Consider the following 20,100-nt stretch of genomic DNA (forward strand, 5'->3'; position numbering starts at 1 on the left):
TGCGCTTCAAATACGCAACAGCAGGGCATTTGGTTACCCGCCCAAGCTTACCCTCTGCGCCAAGCATGATAGCGGCCCACCCAGGCCAGCAGGCCCTGCGGCGCGTGTGCCCGCTTCCAGTTGCCCGCGGCGAACTTGTTGGCTTCGGCCATGGTGGGATAGGTATGGATGGTGCCGAGCAGCTTGTTGAGGCCCAGGCCGTGCTTCATTGCCAGCACATATTCCGCCAGCAACTCGCCGGCATGCTCGCCGACGATGGTGGCACCCAGGATACGGTCCTTGCCCGGCGGGGTGAGGACTTTCACGAAGCCGGTGGTGGCGCTGTCGGCGATGGCGCGATCGAGTTCGTGCAGCTGGTAGGTGGTCACTTCAAACGCGATGCCCCTGGCCTTGGCTTCATCTTCCGACAGGCCGACGCGGGCGATTTCGGGATCGAGGAAAGTTGTCCACGGGATGACGCGGTAATCGGCCTTGAAGCGGCGGAACTGGCCAAACAATGCGTTCACCGCCGCATACCAGGCCTGGTGCGAGGCGACGTGGGTGAACTGGTAGGGCCCGGCCACATCCCCGCAGGCGTAGATATTGGGATAGAGCGTCGCCAGATAATCGTCGGTCACCACGGTGCGGTCGGTCTCGATGCCGAGTTCTTCGAGCCCATAGCCGGTCAGCCGCGCCTTGCGGCCAACAGCGACGATCAGCGCGTCATAGGGCAGGGCGCGTTCCTGGCCGTCGTGGGCAACGATCAATGTCTGCTCGCCCTCCACCCGCAGCGCGGCATGGCCGGTGAGTAGCTCGACGCCCGAACCGACCAGCGATGCGTGGGCGATGGCGGCGACATCGTCATCCTCTCGCGGCAACACACGCGGGCCCATTTCGACCTGTTGCACCTGTGCGCCCAGCCGCGCCAGCGCCTGCGCCAGTTCGCAGCCGATCGGGCCGCCGCCCAGCACGATGATGCGGCGCGGAATGGTTTCGAGCGCCGAAAAGGCGTCCCACAGCGTGTCGCTGGTCAGGTGATTGTGGTCGGTGAGGCCGGGCAGCGGCGGCACCAGCGGCGCGGCGCCGGCGGCGATGACGATGCTGCGCGTGGTGAGGCGCTGCGTCGTGCCGTCGTGGCGGGTGATCTCCACCGTCCACGGATCAAGGATGCGGGCATGGCCAAGTTCCATGTCCACCCCCAGCCCGGTGTAGCGCTCCACGCTGTCGTTGGGTTCGATGGCGGCGATGACGCCCTTGATGCGCGCCATCACGGCGCGGAAATCAAATTCGGGGGTCTTCGGCGTCAGGCCATAGGTTTCGGCATGGCGCATCTGGTGGGCGATGCGGGCCGATTTGATCAGCGCCTTTGATGGCACGCAGCCATAATTCAGGCAGTCGCCGCCCAGCTTGTGGGATTCCACCAGCGTCACCTTCGCCTTTACCGTGGCAGCGATATAGGCCGAAACCAGCCCGGCCGCGCCGCCGCCGATCACCACCATGTTGCGGTCGAAGCGCTTGGGTCGCGGCCAGCGCGCATAGACGCGGCGGCGCTTGAGTGCGCCCATCACCGCCTTGCCAATCCACGGCAGCAGGCCAAGCGCGGCGAATGACCCCAGCAGGCCCGGCGAGGCGACATCGCGCAGGCTCGAGATGCTGGCCAGCTGGGTGCCGGCGTTCACATAGACGATGGTGCCGAGGAACATGCCGATCTGGCTGACCCAGAAATAGGTGAAGGTGCGAATGGGCGTGAGGCCCATGAGCAGATTGACGACGAAGAAGGGGAAGACCGGCACCAGCCGCAGCGAAAAGAGATAGAAGGCGCCGTCCTTCTCGATGCCGGTGTTGATGGCGGCCAGTCGCTCGCCAAACTTGCCCTGCACCCAATCGCGCAACAGATAGCGCGAGGCGGTGAACGCCAGGGTCGCGCCGATGGTGGAGGCGAAGGAGACGATGAGCGTGCCAAGCCCGACGCCGAAAACCGCCCCGCCGGCCAGCGTCATGATCGCAGCGCCCGGGAAGGACAGCGCGGTGAGCGCCACATAGGCGAGGAAATAGACGCCGATCACCTGCAGCGGGTTGGCGGCATAAAGCGCTGCGATATCGGCCTGCCGCGCCTTCAGCGCATCGAGCGTCAGATACTGGCCCAGGTCGAACTGGAACCAGGCGATGACCGCGGCCACGAACAGCAGGATGATGGGCAGGCGTTTCATCGGGCGGGCTTTCGTTTCATGGTGGCAGGTTGGACGCAAACCGTCGCCAGCGCCAAGCGATTATTCGCACCATGGGCGCCAAAGGATGCAGTTGCCTCCCCCTTTCATGCCGGCTGCCAATCTGAACGAGCGATAACAAGTCCGTTCAGACAGTTCACATGTGCGTTGTGCGAATCAGTTGCCATCAACACCAGCCGGAGACGGGCAATGCAGACGAAGCTGACCATCGCAATTCTCGCCACCCTGGGCCTGGGGCTGGCTGCCCCGGCCGCGGCGCAGTGGCATGATCCCGTGCAGCCGATCGGCTGGGGTGGCGGTTATCAGGGCGGCGGCTATGATGATGGCTATTATGGCAACGCCGGCTGGAACGGCAATCGTGCCAATGGTCGCTATGGCCAGTGGAACGGCGACGACGGCTATTGCCGGCGCAGCAGCGGCAGCACCGGCACCATCGTTGGTGCCGTGGCGGGCGGCGTGATCGGCAACCAGGTTGCCAAGCGCCGCGACAAGACGGTGGCCACGGTGGCCGGCGCGGTGGTGGGTGGCCTGCTAGGCCGCAGCATTGATCGCGGCCGCACCGTGTGCCGCTGAAATTTGAACCAAGGAGAGCGACGATGATCAATAGGAAAATCAGCCTGAGCCTGGCGCTGCTCACCCTGGGTGTCGCAACCCCGGCCCTGGCCGGCGACGATGATTGGCGCGACCGCCGCAGCGCGTCCCCGCGCGAAGTGGCCCGCAGTTGGGACCGGGTGCAGGAAGAGCGTCGCGATCTGGCCCGTGCCCAGTGGCGTGGCGACCGCGACGACATCCGCGAGGAAGCCCGCGAACTGCGCCGCGCCGAACGGGAATTCCGCCAGGACCGTGCCGATCTCTATCGGGCCGGCTGGGATGATGATCGCCGCCGTGGGCGCTGGGATGATGATGATCGTCGGCGCGGTAATGGCCGTGGCAATGGTTGGGGTCCCGGTGGTCGCCCGGCCAACGATCCGACCTGGCACCGCGATGGCTGGAACCGGCCGGGCTGGCACGCGGAGAGTTTCTACGTGAACGACAGCCGCTATCGCCCGCGCTATCTGGGCGTCAACGATCCGATCTGGCGGGGCTATGACAATCGCTATTATTGCCGCCGCAGCGACGGCACCACGGGCCTGATCATTGGTGGCCTTGCCGGCGGCACGCTCGGCAATGTGCTGGCGCCGGGTGGCTCCAAGGTGCTGGGCAGCATCATCGGCGGCACGCTGGGAGCCGTGGTGGGCAACAGCATCGATCGGGGTCGCGTGGTTTGCCGTTAAGCCACAATTGACGGAAGCGATGGCGTTCATCGGAAATCCCCGATGGACGCCATTTGCCTGACCGGCCTATCATCGCGCCACCAAGGAGACAGATGATGGCCAAGAAAAAAGCCAGGGATGATGCGATCAACCTGGGCATGCCCGATGCTCAACGCCGGGCGATTGCGGATGGCTTGTCGCGCCTGCTGGCCGATACCTACACGCTCTATTTGAAAACCCACAATTTCCACTGGAACGTGACGGGCCCGCAGTTCAATTCGCTGCACCTGATGTTCGAAGGCCAATATACCGAACTGGCGCTGGCCGTGGACCTGATTGCCGAGCGCATCCGCGCGCTGGGCGAACCGGCACCTGGCAGCTATTCCGCCTATGCGAAACTGGCGTCGATCAAGGAAGCCGACGGGGTGCCCAGCGCCACCGACATGGTGCGCATCCTTGCCGATGATCAGCTGGCCGTTGCCCGCACGGCACGCTCGATCTTTCCGCTGGCCGATGCCGCCCATGATGAACCGACCGCAGATCTGCTTACCCAGCGCATGCAGGTGCACGAAAAGACGGCGTGGATGCTGCGCGCCAACCTGGGCTAGCGGCGCAGGACAAGCAGCCCGATCAGGGCCGAAGCCAGGCTGCCGGCGATGATGCCCAGCTTGGCCGTGGCCTCCTGATCGCTGCCGGTGCCATAGGCCAATGCGGCGATGAACAGGCTCATGGTGAAGCCGATGCCGCACAGTAGCGTCATGCCCCACAATTGCCGCGGCGAGGCGTTGGCCGGCATGTCGACGATGTTCAGCCTTACCAGCGCCATGATCGAACCGAAGATGCCCGCCTGCTTGCCGATCAGCAGCCCGAACCCGATCCCCAGCACCAGTGGATCGAACGCGATATTCAACGACAGGTCGCGCAGATCGACCCCGGCATTGGCAAAGCCGAAGATCGGCACGATGGCGAAACCAACGATCGGCGCCAGCGCATGTTCGACGCGCAGCAGTGGGCTGTCGCGGATTTCCGGTACACCGGGGCTGGGCTGGATCGGCAGCGCCAGCGCCGTGATCACCCCGGCCAGCGTGGCGTGGATGCCGCTGGCATGCACCGCCACCCACAAGGCGATGCCCACCAGCAGATAGGGCCACACCAGCTGCACGCGCCGCCAATTCAGCAGCGCCAACAGCCCGCACAGCCCAGCCGCTGCCGCCAGTGCCGCCAGATCAACCCCTTCGGTATAGACGGCGGCAATCACCACGATGGCACCGAGATCGTCGATCACCGCGATGGCGGTGAGCAGCAGTTTCAGGCTGGCCGGCACCCGGTTGCCGAGCAGGGCCATCACGCCAAGGGCAAAGGCGATATCGGTGGCGGTGGGGATGGCCCAGCCATTGATATTGCCCGGCGCCGCCCGGTTGAACGCCAGAAAGACCAGCGCCGGTACTGCCATGCCGGCCGCAGCCGCCACGCCGGGCAGGATGCGGCGCGGCCAGGTCGCCATTTCGCCATCGACGAACTCCCGCTTGATCTCGCAGCCGACGAGCAGGAAAAACACCGCCATCAGGCCATCATTGATCCAGTGCAGCAGGCTCATCGGGCCCAGCGGAAGGTGGAGCAGGTGAAAATATTGCTCCGACAGCACGGAGTTGGCGGCAAACATGGCCGCGGCCGCCGCCATCATCAGCACCTGGCCGCCACTGGCCTGGCTGGCCAGCAGTTCGCGGATCACCGTAAAGCGGATGCGGGGCAGGGGCGGGCGCATGGCCTTGGATTAACAGGCCCGGGCATGGCCGGAAAGCGAAACCGGCACAGCGGCACGTGGGCTTGAGCGATGTCTGTTTCCGACCTCCAGCCCCTCCCGCAGCCAAGCGGGGCTGGGGAGGGCCTGTTTTACCCCCGCGCCGCGTAATTGACGTCGACCCAGTCGCGATAGCTGCCGTCCAGCACTGCCCGCCACCAGCCTTCATTGGCCAGATACCAGTGCAGCGTTTCGGCAAAACCCTGTTCGAAGGTGCGGGCCGGGGCATAGCCCAGCGCGGCGCGCGCCTTGGTTTCGTCGATGGCATAGCGGCGATCATGGCCGGGGCGATCGGTGACGAAGCGCTTCAGGCTGGCCGTGGGCAGGCCCTTTGCGGCCGGCGAGTCCGGGAAACGCGCCGCCAGCGCCGGATCGGCCGCAAACGCTGTATCCACGGCAGCACACAGAGTCTCGATCACGGTCAGGTTCGGCAGTTCGGCGCCGCCGCCGATATTGTAGGTCTCGCCCACCCGGCCCTTCATCAGGCAGGCCTCGATGCCGCGGCAATGATCTTCCACATGCAGCCAGTCGCGGATCTGCATGCCGTCGCCATAGATGGGCAGCGGCCGGCCGTGCAGGGCGTTGATCAGGAACAGCGGGATCAGCTTCTCCGGGAACTGGTAGGGCCCGTAATTGTTGGAGCAATTGCTGGTGGTGACCTGCAGGCCATAGGTGTGGTGCCAGGCTCGCACCAGGTGATCGCTGGCTGCCTTGCTCGCCGAATAGGGGCTGTTGGGGGCATAGGCGGTCGTCTCGCTGAACGCCGGATCATTTGGCCCCAGCGAGCCATAGACTTCGTCGGTGGAAACATGATGGAAGCGATGCGGCTTGCCCGAACCCGCCAGCCACATGGCCCGCGCCGCCGTCAGCAGCGAAAGCGTGCCGATCACGTTGGTGTCCACAAACGCCGCCGGGCCGTGGATGGAGCGATCGACATGGCTTTCGGCGGCGAAGTGCACGATGGTATCGATGGCGTGATCGCTCAGCAATGTTTCGACCAGCGCGGTGTCGCGGATATCGCCGTGCACGAATTCCACGCTGTTCAGGCCGGCCAGATTGGCGCGGTTGCCGGCATAGGTAAGGGCATCGAGCACCACCACCTTGTCAGCGGCATGCTGCTGCAGCCAGTAATGGACGAAATTGGCGCCGATAAAGCCGGCACCACCGGTCACGAGCAGGTTGGTCATGCGGGAATCGCTTTCAGGCAATCGATCAGTTCGTGGCGCCAATGCCGGGCCGGACCGGTGATGGCCCAGCTCGTCGACTTGTCGAGGACGCTCCACGCCGGACGGCGCGCCGGGGTGGGATAATCGGCCGTGGCGATGGGGATAATCGGCTTGGCCTGGCTGAGCAGGCCCAGGCGCAGCGCCTCGTCCTGGATGGCGACGGCGAAATCATACCAGCTGGTGATGCCGGCGTCGGTCCAGTGAAAGATGCCGCTGTGGCCGTGCAGGGCCCAGATGGCGCGGGCCAGGCTGAGCGCGTGGGTTGGCGTGCCGACCTGATCGGCGACCACCCGCACTTCGTCGCGTTCGGCCATCAGGCGCAGCATGGTCTTGACGAAATTGTTGCCCTGCGCAGCATATACCCAGGCGGTGCGCACGATCAGCGGCGCCGGGTGATGGGTGGCGGCCGCCTGCTCGCCGGCCAGCTTGGTGCGGCCATAGGCGCTGGCCGGGGCGGGCGGCGTGTCGGGGCGATAGGGCGCGCAGGCCTGGCCGTCGAACACATAATCGGTCGAAACCTGCACGAAGCGGGCGCCAACGCTGGCCGCGGCTGCCGCGAGATGGCCAACGGCGGTGGCGTTGACCAACAGCGCAGCGGCTTCCTCGGCCTCGGCCTTGTCGACGGCGGTCCAGGCGGCGGCGTTGATCAGCAGGTCGGGCCGTGCAGCGTCGACCACGGCGGCGACCTGTGCCGCATTGCCGATATCAAACGCCGCCTCTGGCGGCGCGATCAGGGTGATGCCGTTCGGCGCACTGGCGGCGAGCGCCCGGCCCAACTGGCCACCACTTCCGGCGACCAGCACCTTCACGCGAAAACCTCCGCATGGGCGAGGTGTGGCGCGGCGGCATCCTTGCCGGAAAGCTGCGGCGCCATGCCGGCATCCGGCCAGGCGATGCCGATCTGCGGATCATCCCAGCGGATGCCGCGATCGCTGGGCGAATGATAGAGAGAGGTGCATTTGTAGAGGAAGTCCGCTGTCTCGCTGATCACCAGAAAGCCGTGGGCAAAGCCGGGCGGGATCCACAGCATGCGGTGGTTTTCCGCGCTGAGTTCCACGCCCACCCATTGGCCGAAATGCGGCGAGGAGCGGCGGATATCCACCGCCACGTCAAACACCGCCCCCTGCGTGACCCGCACCAGCTTGCCTTGCGGATTTTCCAGTTGGTAATGCAGCCCGCGCAGCACGCCGCGCGTAGAGCGGCTGTGATTGTCCTGCACGAAATCCATGGTCAGCCCGGCCTGCGCGAACGTCGCCTTGTTCCAGCTTTCGAGGAAGAAGCCGCGCGCATCCCCAAACACCTTCGGTTCGATGATCAGCACGCCGGGCAGGGCGGTTTCGACGATGTTCATCGGCCGTCCTTCAATTGGCCAAGCAGATATTCGCCATAGCCTGATTTGCGCAGCGGCGCAGCGATGGCCTCCAGTTGGGCATCATCGATATGGCCGAGACGCCAGGCGATCTCTTCGGGGCAGCAGATCTTCAGACCCTGGCGTTCCTCGACGATGCGCACATAATTGGCGGCATCGAGCAGCGACCCATGGGTGCCGGTATCGAGCCAGGCAAAGCCGCGGCCCATCATCTCGACATGCAGTTTGCCTGCGTCGAGATAGAGCCGGTTGAGATCGGTGATTTCCAACTCGCCGCGTGGGGACGGCTTCAGGTCTCGGGCGAGCGCCACAGCGTCTGCATCGTAGAAATACAGGCCGGTGACGGCATAGTGGCTCTTGGGGTGCTGCGGCTTTTCCTCGATGGTCTGGGCGCGGCCGTTCGCGTCGAACGACACCACGCCATAGGCCTGCGGATCCTTGACATAATAGCCGAAAACGGTGGCGCCATCGGTGCGTGCGTTCGCACTGGCCAGCAGTTCGGGCAGGCCGTGGCCGTGATAGATATTGTCACCCAAAATCAGCACGCTGGGGTTGTCGCCCACAAAGTCCGCGCCGATGTGATAGGCCTGTGCCAGCCCTTCCGGGCGCGGCTGCTGGGCATAATGGATGCTGATGCCCCACTGGCTGCCATCGCCCAGCAGACCTGCGAACGCCGGCGCATCAGCCGGGGTGGTGATGATCAGGATTTCCGTCACGCCGGCAAGCAACAGCACCGACAACGGGTAATAGATCATCGGCTTGTCATACACCGGCATCAGCTGCTTCGATACCGGTTTGGTCAGCGGATACAGGCGCGTGCCTGAACCGCCGGCCAGGATGATCCCACGCCGCATCGCCTGTCTTCTCCTTGTCGGGCGGGATGGGGGTCCCGCCCGCTTCACCGCTTACTTGGCTGCCGGTGCCGCCGGCTTGGCGGCGCCGCCTGCCGGTGCAGCCGCGCCAGCCTTCTCGAGCGATGCCGCCACCTTGTCAGGCGTGTCATAGCCGTTGGCATATTTGATCTTCGCCTTGTTGGCTTCGCGCAGGCGGGTCAGTTCGGCCTGCAGGCGCTTGCCCACTTCCTGGCGCTGGATGACCTGCTGGGCGTAGGTGATGGCCTTTTCGTCCAGGAACGGATCGATCCGCATTTCAGAAACGACGTTGACATAGACCACCGGCGCCGGCGCGCCCTGCGGCTGGTCGGTGTACATGAAGGGCTCGCCATTCGGGCCCTTTGCCAGCTTGACGAATTCCTGGCTCAGGCGCGGATCGATCACCAGCGTGTCGATCTGCTGCGGGGCGCGGCGATACTCGATATTCTCCTGGATCAGCACCCGTTCCACTTCCGCCATGGTCTTGGCGTCCTTCAGCGGCAGCGAGGCCGACTTGGGCGTGCGCAGGAACTGGATCTGGTCCAGCGTCATGATGCGGCGATCGGCAAACATGATCTTGTTGTCGCTGATGAATTTCTGGGCGGCTTCACGCGGGGTCTGCTGCACCTTGCCGGCCACATCGGCCTGCAGCGCCTGCACCAGCAGATTTTCATCGGCGCGGGCCTTGGCCAGCACGAATTGCGGAGATTGGTCGAGCTTCTTGGTGCGCGCCTCGGCCGCCAGCATCTTGCGCTCGATCACCCGCGACAGGGCCACGGATTCGACCAGCTTGCGCGGTGCCGATTGTGCCTGGGCGCCCATGCCGCCGATTTCGGCGTTGACCTCGTGAATGGTGACATCCGTGCCATCAACCGTGGCCACAACCTGGCCTTCCGGGGCCTTGGCGTCCTTGCTGCATGCGGTCAGCGCCAGCGCCGCCGCGGCGGCCAGCAACATCGGAACATGTGTCGTTTTCATGACTTCACTCCCACCATTTTCACATTTGGTGCCCCGCCTGCGGAGCGCCGGATGATGTGCATCTCTTGCCGCCCTGTGCTGCAATGGTCAATGGCGCGGCGCGTCAGTAGGGTCGGCCAAAGGCAGCGCGCAGTATCGCAAAGGCGTTGCGGCCCTGCCGTCGCAGCAGCCGCTGCAGGAACTGGCCCCAGCAGATCAGCCAATGCAGCGGCCACAGCCAGCGATGATGGCGCCAGGTGAAGCGCAGCCGCGAGCGCGCCAGGGCGTGATCGGTCTCGGCGCTGCGCTTGGCCAGCGTCCGGCCATAGCCCGTGGTGCGGCCCGCCTTGTGAAACACGGTGGCACCATGAGCAAAGGCGGTTTCAAGGGCCTGCGAACCCAGCTTCTGGTTGCGCGCCGCCCATTCGATTTCCTCGAAATGGGTGAGATCATCCTCCACCATCAGGCCCACATCCGAAAGGAACGCGCGGCTGACGGCAAGGCTGGCGCCTGACACGAAATCGGTGGCGTCGGCGACATCCTGCGGACTATATCTGATGGTGGCCGGCTGATCACCGCCCAGCGCACGGCGCAGGCCGGTCACCTTGTTGTAGGCATAGCCGCCCAGCGCCTCGATGCGGGCCGGCGCCCAATATTGGCGCACCACCGTGCCGCACAGGCCGACGCGCGGCGTGGCCATCATGCGTGACAACAGGCCCATCGCCGCATCGGGTGCCACCACCGTTTCGTTGCTGAGCAGCCAGAAATGCTTGAGCTGGCCATCGCGCAGCAGGTGGCGCAGGCCCAGATTGTGGCTGCGGCCCATGCCCAGCCGGGTCTCGGACAGGATCAGCGTCAACGGTGCCACCGTGGCGGCATCTCTTGGCGCGGCCGCACGCAGTTCGGCCATCGGCACCGGCTTGGCCACCGGTGGCGTTGAAAAGGCGGCCATTTCGGTCGATTCCGGCACCGCTTCCAGCGTTCCGGCCGCCCAGGCGCGCAGGCGGCTGATGGAATCGTCGTCCGATCCGTTTTCGACAATCACGATCTTCATCGGCAAGGCCGACCGCAGCAGGCTTTCCAGACACTCGATCGTATCGGAAACGCTGCGATCATTGACGATCACCACCCCCAGCAGCGGCGGCAGGGCCGAAGGGGCAAGCGCGCCGGGCGCGCGGGGGGCAGAACTGGTGCCGGGATTGCTGCTGGTCATGCCGCGCCGCCGTGCCAATGGGTGCCGGCATCCTCGCCGGTGGCGCCGATCACGCGCAGCATCTCGGCGCCGCGCAGCAGCCTGACCCGGGCGAGCACCGCCATGCCGCGCAGCTTGTTGGAAAAACCGGGAAGCCGCTGCGAAAACAACATCCTGCCGCCATCCACCAGCACCGAAGCCGGCATCAGCGCCGCCTTCAGCAGCCAGCGCCACAACGGCCGGCCCTGGCTGCGGTGTTCGGCCCAATCATGAGCGACGTGGCGCTGCCATTTCAGCGCCAGGCTGGCCACATCGGTACGGGCCGGGTGATAGATGCGCATGGCTGGCACATAGACCGGGCGGTAACCGGCCGCGCTGGCTCTGCAGCCCCAATCGCGATCCTCGGCCACGCCGATCCCGGCAAAGGGGCCAACTGCGGCATGCACGTCGCGGTGCATCGCCAGATTGCCGGTGCCGGAAAAACCCTGTTGTTCGATATACATGCGCTGACGGTAGGCAAATACCGCCTCATAGGCCTCGACGGGTGTGAGGCGAACCGGGTCGACAAAATCGATCCGCACATCGCCGCCGACCACGGCGCGATTGCCGCCGGCTTCCACCGCCGCAACGGCGGCCTGCAGCCAGCCTTCACCGGCCCGGCAATCGGCATCAATGAAAGCCAGCACCGGCGCCTGCGCCGCCGCCACGCCGGTGTTGCGGGCGGGGCCGGGGCCGGGCGTGGGATCCGACAGCAGTCGCACACCCGGAAATTGTGCAACAACCTCCGTCGGCAACTGGCGGGAGCCATTGTCGACCACGATGATTTCCACCGCGCCGTCCAGTTGCTGCCCCGTTACCGAGGCAAGGCAACGCGCCAGCGCGTCGGGCATGTTGAAATGCGGAATGATCACCGACACCCGAAACTGATCCGGGCTGCTGGCCGGCAGGCTGGCCATGGCAGGCACCTGTCTGTCAGGCGGCCAGCCGGGCCATTGCCGCCGACATCATCAACAGCGAGGCGACGCCGGGATAACCGAAGCGGAAATGCGGATCACCAGGGCCTTCGCGCCGTTCGAGCAGATCGACGGTGTTGACGAACAGCTTGAGGTCACGCTCGATGGCCAGCGGTGAATGGGCGCCGCCCATTTCGGCATAGACATCATCCACGGTGAACCAGCCATCGGCCGAACTGCCGGCGCGGGCGGCGGCGACCAGCAGGCCCCAGTGGACACGGGCTTCATCGCGGGCCAGATTGGCCTGGACACGGCGCGGCAGGCTCGCCTGCCAGTCCGAAATCACCCGCTCCACAGCGACGCGGGCATCGGCGTCACCCACCACGTTGCGATTGTCGTTCATGGCCATCAGGCCGGCCTGGTGGCCAAGCAGGCGCACCAGATAGGGCGACCCGCCGGCCATCTGGGTGATCATCGCCAGCGCGGCCGCATCATAGCGGATTTCGGCGGCGCGCTCGCCCAGGCGCAGCAGTTCCTTCACCTCGGCACTGTTCATCGGCCGCATCGGCAGGCCGGTGATGTTGCGGCGGATCGACGGGGCATAGCCGATCAATTCGTCGAGGTTGAGCGCGACACCGGTGATGACCAGCTGCACGCGGGCCGCACGGTCAGACAGGTTCTTGATCAGTTCGGCAACTTCGCGGCGGAAGTTCACATCCACCACACGATCATATTCGTCGAGGATGACCAGCACGCGGGTGCCGACCACGCCGGCCATCACGTCGGCCAGTTCGCGGGCGCCAAACGGGCCATCGGGCAGCATGACTTCGAAATTCTCGCCCTTTTCCGCTTCGGCCGAATTGGGCAGAACCGATGTGTGATAGATGCGCGGAATGCGGGCGCAGACCGAACGGAACATGTCGGAGAAATTGGCGGCGGTGCCGCAGCTGCCATAGATGACGAGATAGCGGGCTTCGCGGGCGGTTTCGGCAAACACATGGGCCAGGCTGGTCTTGCCGATGCCGCGTTCGCCGTAGATGACCACGTGAACGCGTTGTTCTTCCACGGCATTGATCAGGTCCGACATCGCATCGCGGCGGCCGGCAAAGGATTCGCGGGCGATCACCGGCTGCGACGCGCCGAGCGCATCACGCAGGGCGAGGCGGCGGCGGGCCGACTCGTTGGCCAGATCGGTTTCCACGTCGTCGGAGGCGCTGGCCATGAACCGCGGCAGCATCGGGCCCGGCTCGGCCGCAGGGCGTCGCCACACTTCGCCGCTGGCAGCAGGCGCACTTTCGACGATGGTTGGCGCCGGTTGATCGTCGGGCTGGGCGATCGGCAGACCGGCATCGACCTGCTCGCCGCCGATCAGTTCGGTGGTTTCGTCACGAAGCTTGCGTTTCCAAATCATACACACCCCGAAAATTTCTGGCCGGCACCGGCTTTCTGCAACAGCGCAAGCCGGCACCGCACCGGCCGGACCGCATTGGCAGCAGGCGGCAACCTGCAGCGCCATAACGGCCGCGACGCGGCATCGCTTGCCGCCGATGTGCCACGAAGCGGCCTCTGAAGCGAGGGGGAATTGTGGCCCGAACGGGACAATCCGCCCGAAAACGGCTGCGAAATCGGGTGAGAAGGTTGCCGCAAGTAGCGGACACGTGTAGCAAACCGCCTGTTAGGGTTTCTGCTGTATTGCCGTAACAGGGTTGACTTGATCTTGCGGCAAGCTGCCGTGGCGGGGGAATGGATCACGATGAACGGTGCAGGTTTGAACGGGACTGACGACGAGATGCGGCAGCGGCCACTTTGGCCCGTGCTGGCATCGCTGGCGTTGATCGCGTCGCTGGCGGCACCGGCCACCGCCCAGATCAATCCCTATGCCCAGACCGCCAGCGCCGGCGACAATGATGATGATCCGCTGCGGGCGCCTTCGGCGGTGCCGGGCCTGGCGGGCTACAACCGCGGCCTGGCGCTGACGGCTTCGATTGCAACCCGTTATGAAGACAATCTCCTGCGCCAGATGGTCAAGGACGACGGCGTGCGCGTTCGACCGCAGGTGAGCGGCAGCTATGGTCTTGGTCTCGGGCGCGGTGGCCTGTTCGTGCAGGGCAATTATGGCCGCGACATGATCTATGGCAGTCGGCGCGTGGCAGCATCGGAACGCCTGATGATGGGTGGCGGCCTTGATTTCAGCCTGTCGCGCTGCACCGGCCAGGTCGGCGGTTCCTGGCGCCGCGGTCTCAGCTTCCTCACCGATGTGTCACAGTTCGGTGGTTTCGAAGTGGAAACGGCAACAGCCGGCTTTGCCGCGCAATGCCGGCTGGGCGGGGCGCTGAGCATCAACGGTTCGGTGCTGCGTTCGGATTCGACGGTTACGCAGAATGCCGCCGGCCCAAACTCCTCGGCCTTCAACCAGGAGCGCTGGAGCTATTCGGCAGGCATCGGCTTCGGCAATCCCACGCTGGGTCAGTTCAACCTGGGCGGTTCGATTTCGGATTCGAAGATGCCGGGGCGCCAGGTGCTGACTCCCACTGGCTTCATGGATGATGGTCTTGACCAGCGCAGCGTGCGGCTTGGCTATTCGCGGCGGTTCGGTTCCAAGATCAATATTTCCGCTGGCGTGTCCTATCTCGATACCCAGCCCAGCACGACGGTGAATGTGATCTTCGTCGATGGCGTGCCGCAGCTGGTTGATCGGCCCGGGTTCAAGGGGGCCGGCTATGATGCTGCCATTGATATCGCCTTCTCGCCGCGCCTCAACCTGGGCTTCACGGCCGGGCGCAACAGCAGCGCCAATGGCGTTGTGGGCGCCCAGTTCACGATTTCGACCTTCTGGGCGGCGCAGATCGATTATCGCCTTGGCTCGCGTTACACATTGTCGACCGGGATCAACCTGCGTGACAGCCAGTTCCGCGGTGCCTTTGTGTCGAATCTGGACCAGGTACGGCGTCAATCGGATGATTTCACGCGTATCTTCAGCCAGTTTTCAGGACGGCTGGGACGGCGCTTGCGCTTCTCGGTCGATGTCGCGCACAGCCGGCGCAAGTCGAATCCGGCCGTCCTGAATTTCAACTCGACAGGTGTTGGCCTGTCGCTGGGTTATCAGTTGGGAAGAAGTTGATGATGATGACACGTCTGATGCAGGCAGCCATGGTCTCGGTGCTGTTGTCCGGCGCCGCTGTGGCCCAGAACAATGATTACAAGGGCTATGTGCTCGGTCCCGACGACAGCGTGCAGGTGATCGTCTACGGCCAGAGCGAGTTCAATGTCACCACCCGAGTGAAGGCAGATGGCTCCATCGTCATGCCGCTGATCGGCATCGTGAAGGCCAGTGGCGAAACCAATATCACGCTGGCCAAGGTGGTTACCGACAAATTGGTGGCCAGCGGTTATCTGAAGGATCCGCTCGTCAACGTCGAAGTGGGCAGCTACATCTCCCGCTCGGTCAATATTGCGGGCGCTGTAGGCCAGCCAGGCATCGTCCCGCTGGACCGGCCCTATCACGCACTTGAAGCGCTGCTCAAGGCCGGCTGGGTGCGTAGCGATGGCGCCAACTATGTCTATCTGCGCCGAGTGGGCCAACCCGAGCGCAAGCTTGAAGTGGAACAACTGGTGCGCGGCGATGCCAACAGCGATCCGTTGCTGGTGCCCGGTGACACGCTGTTCGTGCCGCCGGCGGAAACCTTCTTCATCTATGGCCAGATCAATGCGCCGGGCATGAAGGGCATCCTGCCGGGCATGACCATCCGTCAGGCGATTGCGCTTTCGGGCGGCGTGTCGGCGTCGGGCAAGGCGGACAAGGTTGGCCTGGTGCGCGGTTCAGGCAAGGAAATCGATGCCGATCCGTCCATGAAGGTACAAAATGGCGATGTGATCATCATCAAGGAACGCCTGTTCTGATCAGGGCATAATTGAAATGCGCGTTCTTGCGGTGGGTAATGGGAAAGGGGCCAGGCAAACTGGCATGAGAAAATGAGCATCATTCAGCTTCTGCGTATATTGGTGGCCCGGCGATGGATCGTCTTTGGCAGCATGATCCTCGCCCTGATTGTGGCAGGAGCAGTGGGCAAGATCCTGCCGGCCCGCTTTCCGGCCACGGCCCGCGTGCTGATGGACAATTTCAAGCCTGACCCGGTCACCGGCACCATGATGAATGCGCTGGGCCTGCGCAGCTTCACGCGCACCCAGATGGAGCTGATCAAGGATTATCGCATCGCGGGTGAAGCTGTGGACAAGCTGGGCCTGACAAGCAATGCCGATCTGCTGGCGCAGTGGCAATCCGCCACCGGCGGCAACGGCGATTTCCGCCGCTGGGTTGCCGATCGGATCATTGCCAGCACCCGCGTCGATCTCATCGAGAATAGCAACATTCTCGCCATCAATTACGAGGCCAGCAATCCCGAAGTGGCACGGCGCACGGCCAACGCCCTGCGTGAGGCCTATATCGAAAACAGCCTGAAGTTCCGTACCGACAGCGCTGGCCGGACCGCCGAATGGTATCGCGAACAAGCCAATCGCGCCCTGAAGGCGCTGGAAGCCGCCGAATCGGCCAAGACCAAGTTCGAGCAGGAAAACGGCATCGTGATGACCTCGGGCGGCGAAGCCGAAACGGTGAAGCTGGCCAGTCTGCAGGCCGCGCTGACCGCGGCGCGTAGCAACGAGAGCATGCAGCAGTTCGAGGCGGTCAAGCAGTCCACCACATCGAGCGTGGTCGATACGCTGAAGGTGCAACTGGCCACGCTCAACGACCAGATCGAGATGGCGTCGGAACGTCTGGGCGTGCAGCACCCGACCTATATCGCCATGCTGTCGCGCCGGCAGCAGCTGGAACGTCAGCTCGGCCGCGAGCAGGCCGCTGCCCGCCAGGCCGGCGCGGCCCAGCTAGGCGCATCGCGCAGCAGCGTTGCCCAGATCGAAGCAGCCTATGAAGCGCAGCGTGCCAAGGTCTTCTCCATGAAAGAGAAGCTGGACCAGTTGAATCAGCTGGTCAGCGAAGTGGTCCTGCGGCGCGGTCAATATGAAGCCGCTGCCAAGCGCACCGCCGATCTGCAGCTGGAATCGAATGTGGCCGACGCCGGCCTCGTCGTGCTGGGCGATGCCACGGTTTCCCAGGATCCGTCCTTCCCGAACTGGCCGTTGATCATCGGTCTGGCCGTCGGTGCCGGCCTGTCGCTGGGCATCGTTCTTGGGCTGTTCGTCGAACTGGTGAACCGCCGGGTTCGCGGCGCCGAAGACTTGAGCTATGCGGCCCGCGTTCCGGTGTTTGCCGTCATCGCCGAACGTCGCAAGCCGGAATGGCACCAGATCCTCAAGCGCATCCTGGCGCGCGGTAACACCACCGCGTCGGGCATGCAGCCAGCCGAATGAGTAGTGATCCCATGGACAATATCGAAACCGACATCGGCGCCACCGAGGCCGAAACCGATGGGACCGCCGCCAGCCAGGTCACAGGCAGCACGGACAGCAACGACCGCTATGACGCGCCCATCCGGGATGTGCTCACCCGGCTCGGCTATCTTTCGCAGGATCAGGTAGCCAAGGTGCAGGTCCATGCCGCAGAACGCGGCCTGGATTTCGATCAGGCAGCGCTGGAACTGGGCTTCATCACGACCGATGATCTGGATCGCGCCCGAGAACAGCTGATAAACAGCCTGGCGTTGCAGAATATCGCCCGCCGTCCGGTGTCGGACGAACTGGTGGTGCTGTCTGATCCTGGTTCGGTGCGGGCGGAATCGATCCGCATGCTGCGCACATCGGTGATCGCCCAGCATATCAAGAACGGCCGGCGCGGTCTGGCTGTGGTGGCCACCGCCGATGGCCATGGTTGTTCGTGGGTCGCCGCCAACCTCGCTGTGGCGCTCAGTCAGGTCGGTTTCAAGATCCTGCTGGTCGATGCCAACATGCGCTCGCCGCGTCAGGACCAGATCTTTGGCCTCGATCCCAATGCGCCCGGCCTGTCGAGCTTCCTGTCGCTGCAGGTTGCCCGCCCGGAACGCGTGGTGAATGCCAATGTGCTGCCTGGCCTGGCGCTGATCACGGCCGGCCCGCCGACCAGCCGCCCGCAGGAGTTGCTGTCGGGCAACCGCTTCCGCGACGGCGTCAACACGCTGCTGCGTGAATATGATCTGGTGATCTTTGACACGCCGGCCGCCAACACCAGCGCCGATGCGCTGAATGTTGGAGCAGGCGCGGCCTATGCCCTCGTGGTCGGTCGCTCAAATCACAGTTTCTACAAGGACATCAACACCCTGACCGATCAGCTGGCGGCGGCCCGCTGCGCTGTCGTGGGCGCGGTGCTGAACGAGTTCTGATGCCGGATACGGGGGGAATAGCGCCGGCTGCGGCACCGCCCGCAACCGATTGGCGGGCGGTGCTGCTGGCGCACTGGCCGATGTGGCTAGGCTTGGCAGCGATGGGCCTGCCGACGTTACTCGCGCTGGCGCAGGGGCCATGGCAGGAAGAGTCCGGCGTGCACGGCATCATCGTGCTGGTCACCGGCCTGTGGCTGGTATGGCGCCGGCAAGATGAAATCATGGCGGCCCGTCAGGAAGGCAATCCCTTGCTCACAGCGTCCGCCTTTGCCGTCGCCATTCCGCTCTATGTGGCAGGGCGCGCGTTCGAATTCATCAGCATCGAAGCCGCAGCGCTGCTGCTGGCCATCGTGGCGGTTGCCCACCAATATTGGGGGCTGAAGGTCGCGGCCATGCTGTGGTTCCCGATCGTCTATCTCGGCTTTGTCGTGCCCATCCCGGGCTGGTTCCTTGATACCATCACCCTGCCGCTCAAGGAGTTTGTCTCCGAACTGGTCACGGGCTCGCTGGCGGCGGCCGGCTATCCGGTCGGTCGCATGGGTGTCACCCTTTACATTGGTTCCTACCAGCTGCTGGTGGAAGACGCCTGTTCCGGCCTCAATTCGCTGGTCAGCCTGACCGCGATCGGCTTGTTCTATGTCTATCTGATCCGCGGCTCCAACCCGCTCTATTCGCTCCTGCTGCTGGCCATGGTGATCCCGATCGCCATTGCCGCCAACTGCGTGCGGGTTGCGGCGTTGGTGCTGATCACCTATCACCTGGGCAACGCCATGGCGCAGGGTTATCTGCACAATTTCGCCGGCATGGTCACCTTTGTGTCGGCGCTGCTGTTCATCTTCGCGCTGGACTGGGCGCTCAGCCCGATCCGCCGCCGCCTCGAAGGCAAGGTTGCATGAGCGGGATCAATCGCCGTGATGTGCTGCTGGGCGGCGCCTTGCTGGCCGGTGCTGGCGGGGCCGCTGCGCTGGTGCCGCGCGGCCGGCTGGTGCTGATGCCGAAGGGGCATGAACTGGAAGCCATCGTGCCCAAGAAGCTGGGCGGCTGGACCTATGTGCCCACCCCTGGCATCGTCATGCCGCGCACCGAAGGCACGCTGTCGGCCAAGCTGTATGGCGATGTGCTCAGCCGGGTCTATGTGTCGGAATCGCGGCTGCCGGTGATCCTGGTGATGGCTTATGGCCCGGTGCAGAATGATCTGCTGCAATTGCACCGTCCAGAGGTGTGCTACACGGCGGTGGGTTTTCAGGTCTCGGGCACCACGTCGGCCCGGCTGCCGCTGGCGGCGGGGGTGGAACTGCCGATCCGCGAGCTGGTCGCCGAATCCGAACGCCGGATCGAAACCATCACCTACTGGACGCGCGTTGGCGATGATCTGCCCACCAACGGCACCGAACAACGTGTCGCCAAGCTGAAGCAGCAATGGGCGGGCTATATTGCCGATGGCATATTGGTGCGCTTGAGCTGTGCCGTGCCGCCGGAACCCGGCGTGCGTGACCAGCTGGCAGAGTTCGCGCGTGAACTGGTGAAAGCTGTGCCGGCGGTTGATCTGCCGGCGCTTGTTGGACGGCCGCTTGCGGCCCAGTTGGCATGAAGCAGCGATCAGCCCTGGTTGAAGGGCTGCAGCACGCGCCAGATGAAACCGATGGTGGCAATGAACAGCGCCACGGCACCGGCATGCATCAGCATCTCGCCGGACTTCATGGCTTCATTGCCCAGATAGTTGGTTACGGCACAGCCTACAGCAGCAACCATATATTGCCAGAGATGGTCGCGCGGTTCGCCTTGGCTGCGCTGCAGGAACAGCACGATCAGGCCGGCGAAGGTCATTACCGTCAACCAGTCGTATGGCGTTTCCATGCAATCAACTCCTTCACTTGCGCCTCTATAGCAATCTGGCAGCGGCTGGCCAGAATATTTCCGGTTCGTCATGGTTTTTGCCCACCGCTGGGCGGAGGCGCC

General features: G+C 64.5%; 20 protein-coding genes. 9 read left to right on the forward strand and 11 right to left on the reverse strand.

Annotated elements, in window-relative coordinates:
* Window positions 1-47: 47 nt before the first annotated feature.
* Window positions 48-2,189: a bifunctional TVP38/TMEM64 family protein/FAD-dependent oxidoreductase gene (locus D619_RS0105395; RefSeq protein WP_017667553.1), complete on the reverse strand. Its 2,142-nt coding sequence runs from the start codon at window positions 2,187-2,189 to the stop codon at window positions 48-50.
* Window positions 2,190-2,396: 207 nt separating this feature from the next.
* On the opposite strand from D619_RS0105395, the gene D619_RS0105400 reads away from it, so the two are divergent.
* From D619_RS0105400 to D619_RS0105410, 3 genes are all read left to right on the forward strand, one after another.
* Window positions 2,397-2,780, forward strand: a complete 384-nt coding sequence (locus tag D619_RS0105400) for a glycine zipper 2TM domain-containing protein (protein WP_017667554.1) — start codon at window positions 2,397-2,399, stop codon at window positions 2,778-2,780.
* A gap of 23 nt (window positions 2,781-2,803) precedes the next feature.
* Window positions 2,804-3,481 (forward strand): glycine zipper 2TM domain-containing protein, encoded by a 678-nt coding sequence (locus D619_RS17800; RefSeq protein WP_017667555.1) that lies wholly within the window; start codon window positions 2,804-2,806, stop codon window positions 3,479-3,481.
* A gap of 95 nt (window positions 3,482-3,576) precedes the next feature.
* A complete protein-coding gene (locus tag D619_RS0105410) occupies window positions 3,577-4,068 on the forward strand; it encodes a Dps family protein (RefSeq protein ID WP_026090745.1) in 492 nt (163 codons plus the stop codon).
* Here the strand turns inward: D619_RS0105410 and nhaA are convergent.
* From nhaA to D619_RS17150, 9 genes are all read right to left on the reverse strand, one after another.
* Window positions 4,065-5,225 carry a Na+/H+ antiporter NhaA gene (nhaA, locus tag D619_RS0105415; RefSeq protein WP_017667557.1) on the reverse strand — a complete coding sequence of 387 codons (1,161 nt, stop codon included), beginning with the start codon at window positions 5,223-5,225 and terminating at the stop codon, window positions 4,065-4,067. The genes D619_RS0105410 and nhaA overlap by 4 nt on opposite strands.
* A 128-nt stretch (window positions 5,226-5,353) precedes the next feature.
* A complete protein-coding gene (rfbB, locus tag D619_RS0105420) occupies window positions 5,354-6,448 on the reverse strand; it encodes a dTDP-glucose 4,6-dehydratase (RefSeq protein ID WP_017667558.1) in 1,095 nt (364 codons plus the stop codon).
* The gene (gene rfbD / locus D619_RS0105425) at window positions 6,445-7,296 is read right to left on the reverse strand and encodes a dTDP-4-dehydrorhamnose reductase (RefSeq protein ID WP_017667559.1); all 852 of its coding nucleotides are present in this window, start codon (window positions 7,294-7,296) and stop codon (window positions 6,445-6,447) included. The genes rfbB and rfbD overlap by 4 nt, the downstream gene beginning before the upstream one ends.
* On the reverse strand, window positions 7,293-7,838 hold the full coding sequence (gene rfbC, locus D619_RS0105430) for a dTDP-4-dehydrorhamnose 3,5-epimerase (RefSeq protein WP_017667560.1): 546 nt from the start codon (window positions 7,836-7,838) through the stop codon (window positions 7,293-7,295). The genes rfbD and rfbC overlap by 4 nt, the downstream gene beginning before the upstream one ends.
* Window positions 7,835-8,710: a glucose-1-phosphate thymidylyltransferase RfbA gene (rfbA, locus tag D619_RS0105435; protein ID WP_017667561.1), complete on the reverse strand. Its 876-nt coding sequence runs from the start codon at window positions 8,708-8,710 to the stop codon at window positions 7,835-7,837. Before rfbA ends, rfbC begins: the two co-directional genes overlap by 4 nt.
* A 51-nt stretch (window positions 8,711-8,761) precedes the next feature.
* On the reverse strand, window positions 8,762-9,706 hold the full coding sequence (locus D619_RS0105440; RefSeq protein WP_152417307.1) for a hypothetical protein: 945 nt from the start codon (window positions 9,704-9,706) through the stop codon (window positions 8,762-8,764).
* 103 nt (window positions 9,707-9,809) lie between these two features.
* On the reverse strand, window positions 9,810-10,898 hold the full coding sequence (locus D619_RS0105445) for a glycosyltransferase family 2 protein (RefSeq protein WP_017667563.1): 1,089 nt from the start codon (window positions 10,896-10,898) through the stop codon (window positions 9,810-9,812).
* Window positions 10,895-11,833 (reverse strand): glycosyltransferase family 2 protein, encoded by a 939-nt coding sequence (locus tag D619_RS15670; RefSeq protein WP_017667564.1) that lies wholly within the window; start codon window positions 11,831-11,833, stop codon window positions 10,895-10,897. Before D619_RS15670 ends, D619_RS0105445 begins: the two co-directional genes overlap by 4 nt.
* Window positions 11,834-11,849: 16 nt before the next feature.
* Window positions 11,850-13,241, reverse strand: coding sequence for an ATP-binding protein (locus D619_RS17150; protein ID WP_017667565.1), 1,392 nt, complete (start codon window positions 13,239-13,241; stop codon window positions 11,850-11,852).
* 342 nt (window positions 13,242-13,583) lie between these two features.
* On the opposite strand from D619_RS17150, the gene D619_RS0105460 reads away from it, so the two are divergent.
* The 6 genes from D619_RS0105460 to epsI all read left to right on the forward strand — a co-directional run bounded on the left by D619_RS0105460 (window position 13,584) and on the right by epsI (window position 19,732).
* Entirely contained in the window at window positions 13,584-14,951 is a 1,368-nt protein-coding gene (locus D619_RS0105460) for a hypothetical protein (protein WP_152417308.1), read from the forward strand.
* Window positions 14,951-15,730 (forward strand): polysaccharide biosynthesis/export family protein, encoded by a 780-nt coding sequence (locus D619_RS0105465; RefSeq protein WP_017667567.1) that lies wholly within the window; start codon window positions 14,951-14,953, stop codon window positions 15,728-15,730. Before D619_RS0105460 ends, D619_RS0105465 begins: the two co-directional genes overlap by 1 nt.
* Before the next feature lie 72 nt (window positions 15,731-15,802).
* Window positions 15,803-17,197 (forward strand): Wzz/FepE/Etk N-terminal domain-containing protein, encoded by a 1,395-nt coding sequence (locus D619_RS15680; RefSeq protein ID WP_017667568.1) that lies wholly within the window; start codon window positions 15,803-15,805, stop codon window positions 17,195-17,197.
* Window positions 17,194-18,141 (forward strand): hypothetical protein, encoded by a 948-nt coding sequence (locus tag D619_RS15685; RefSeq protein WP_152417309.1) that lies wholly within the window; start codon window positions 17,194-17,196, stop codon window positions 18,139-18,141. Before D619_RS15680 ends, D619_RS15685 begins: the two co-directional genes overlap by 4 nt.
* Window positions 18,141-19,037, forward strand: coding sequence for an exosortase V (xrtV, locus tag D619_RS0105480; protein WP_152417310.1), 897 nt, complete (start codon window positions 18,141-18,143; stop codon window positions 19,035-19,037). Before D619_RS15685 ends, xrtV begins: the two co-directional genes overlap by 1 nt.
* The gene (epsI, locus tag D619_RS15690; protein ID WP_017667571.1) at window positions 19,034-19,732 is read left to right on the forward strand and encodes an exosortase-associated protein EpsI, V-type; all 699 of its coding nucleotides are present in this window, start codon (window positions 19,034-19,036) and stop codon (window positions 19,730-19,732) included. Before xrtV ends, epsI begins: the two co-directional genes overlap by 4 nt.
* A gap of 8 nt (window positions 19,733-19,740) precedes the next feature.
* On the opposite strand, the gene D619_RS0105490 is transcribed toward epsI, so the two are convergent.
* Entirely contained in the window at window positions 19,741-19,998 is a 258-nt protein-coding gene (locus tag D619_RS0105490; protein WP_026090749.1) for an XrtV sorting system accessory protein, read from the reverse strand.
* Window positions 19,999-20,100 lie beyond the last annotated feature (102 nt).

The sequence above is a fragment of the Sandarakinorhabdus sp. AAP62 genome (assembly GCF_000331225.1).
In the GTDB taxonomy this organism is placed as follows: Bacteria; Pseudomonadota; Alphaproteobacteria; order Sphingomonadales; family Sphingomonadaceae; genus Sandarakinorhabdus.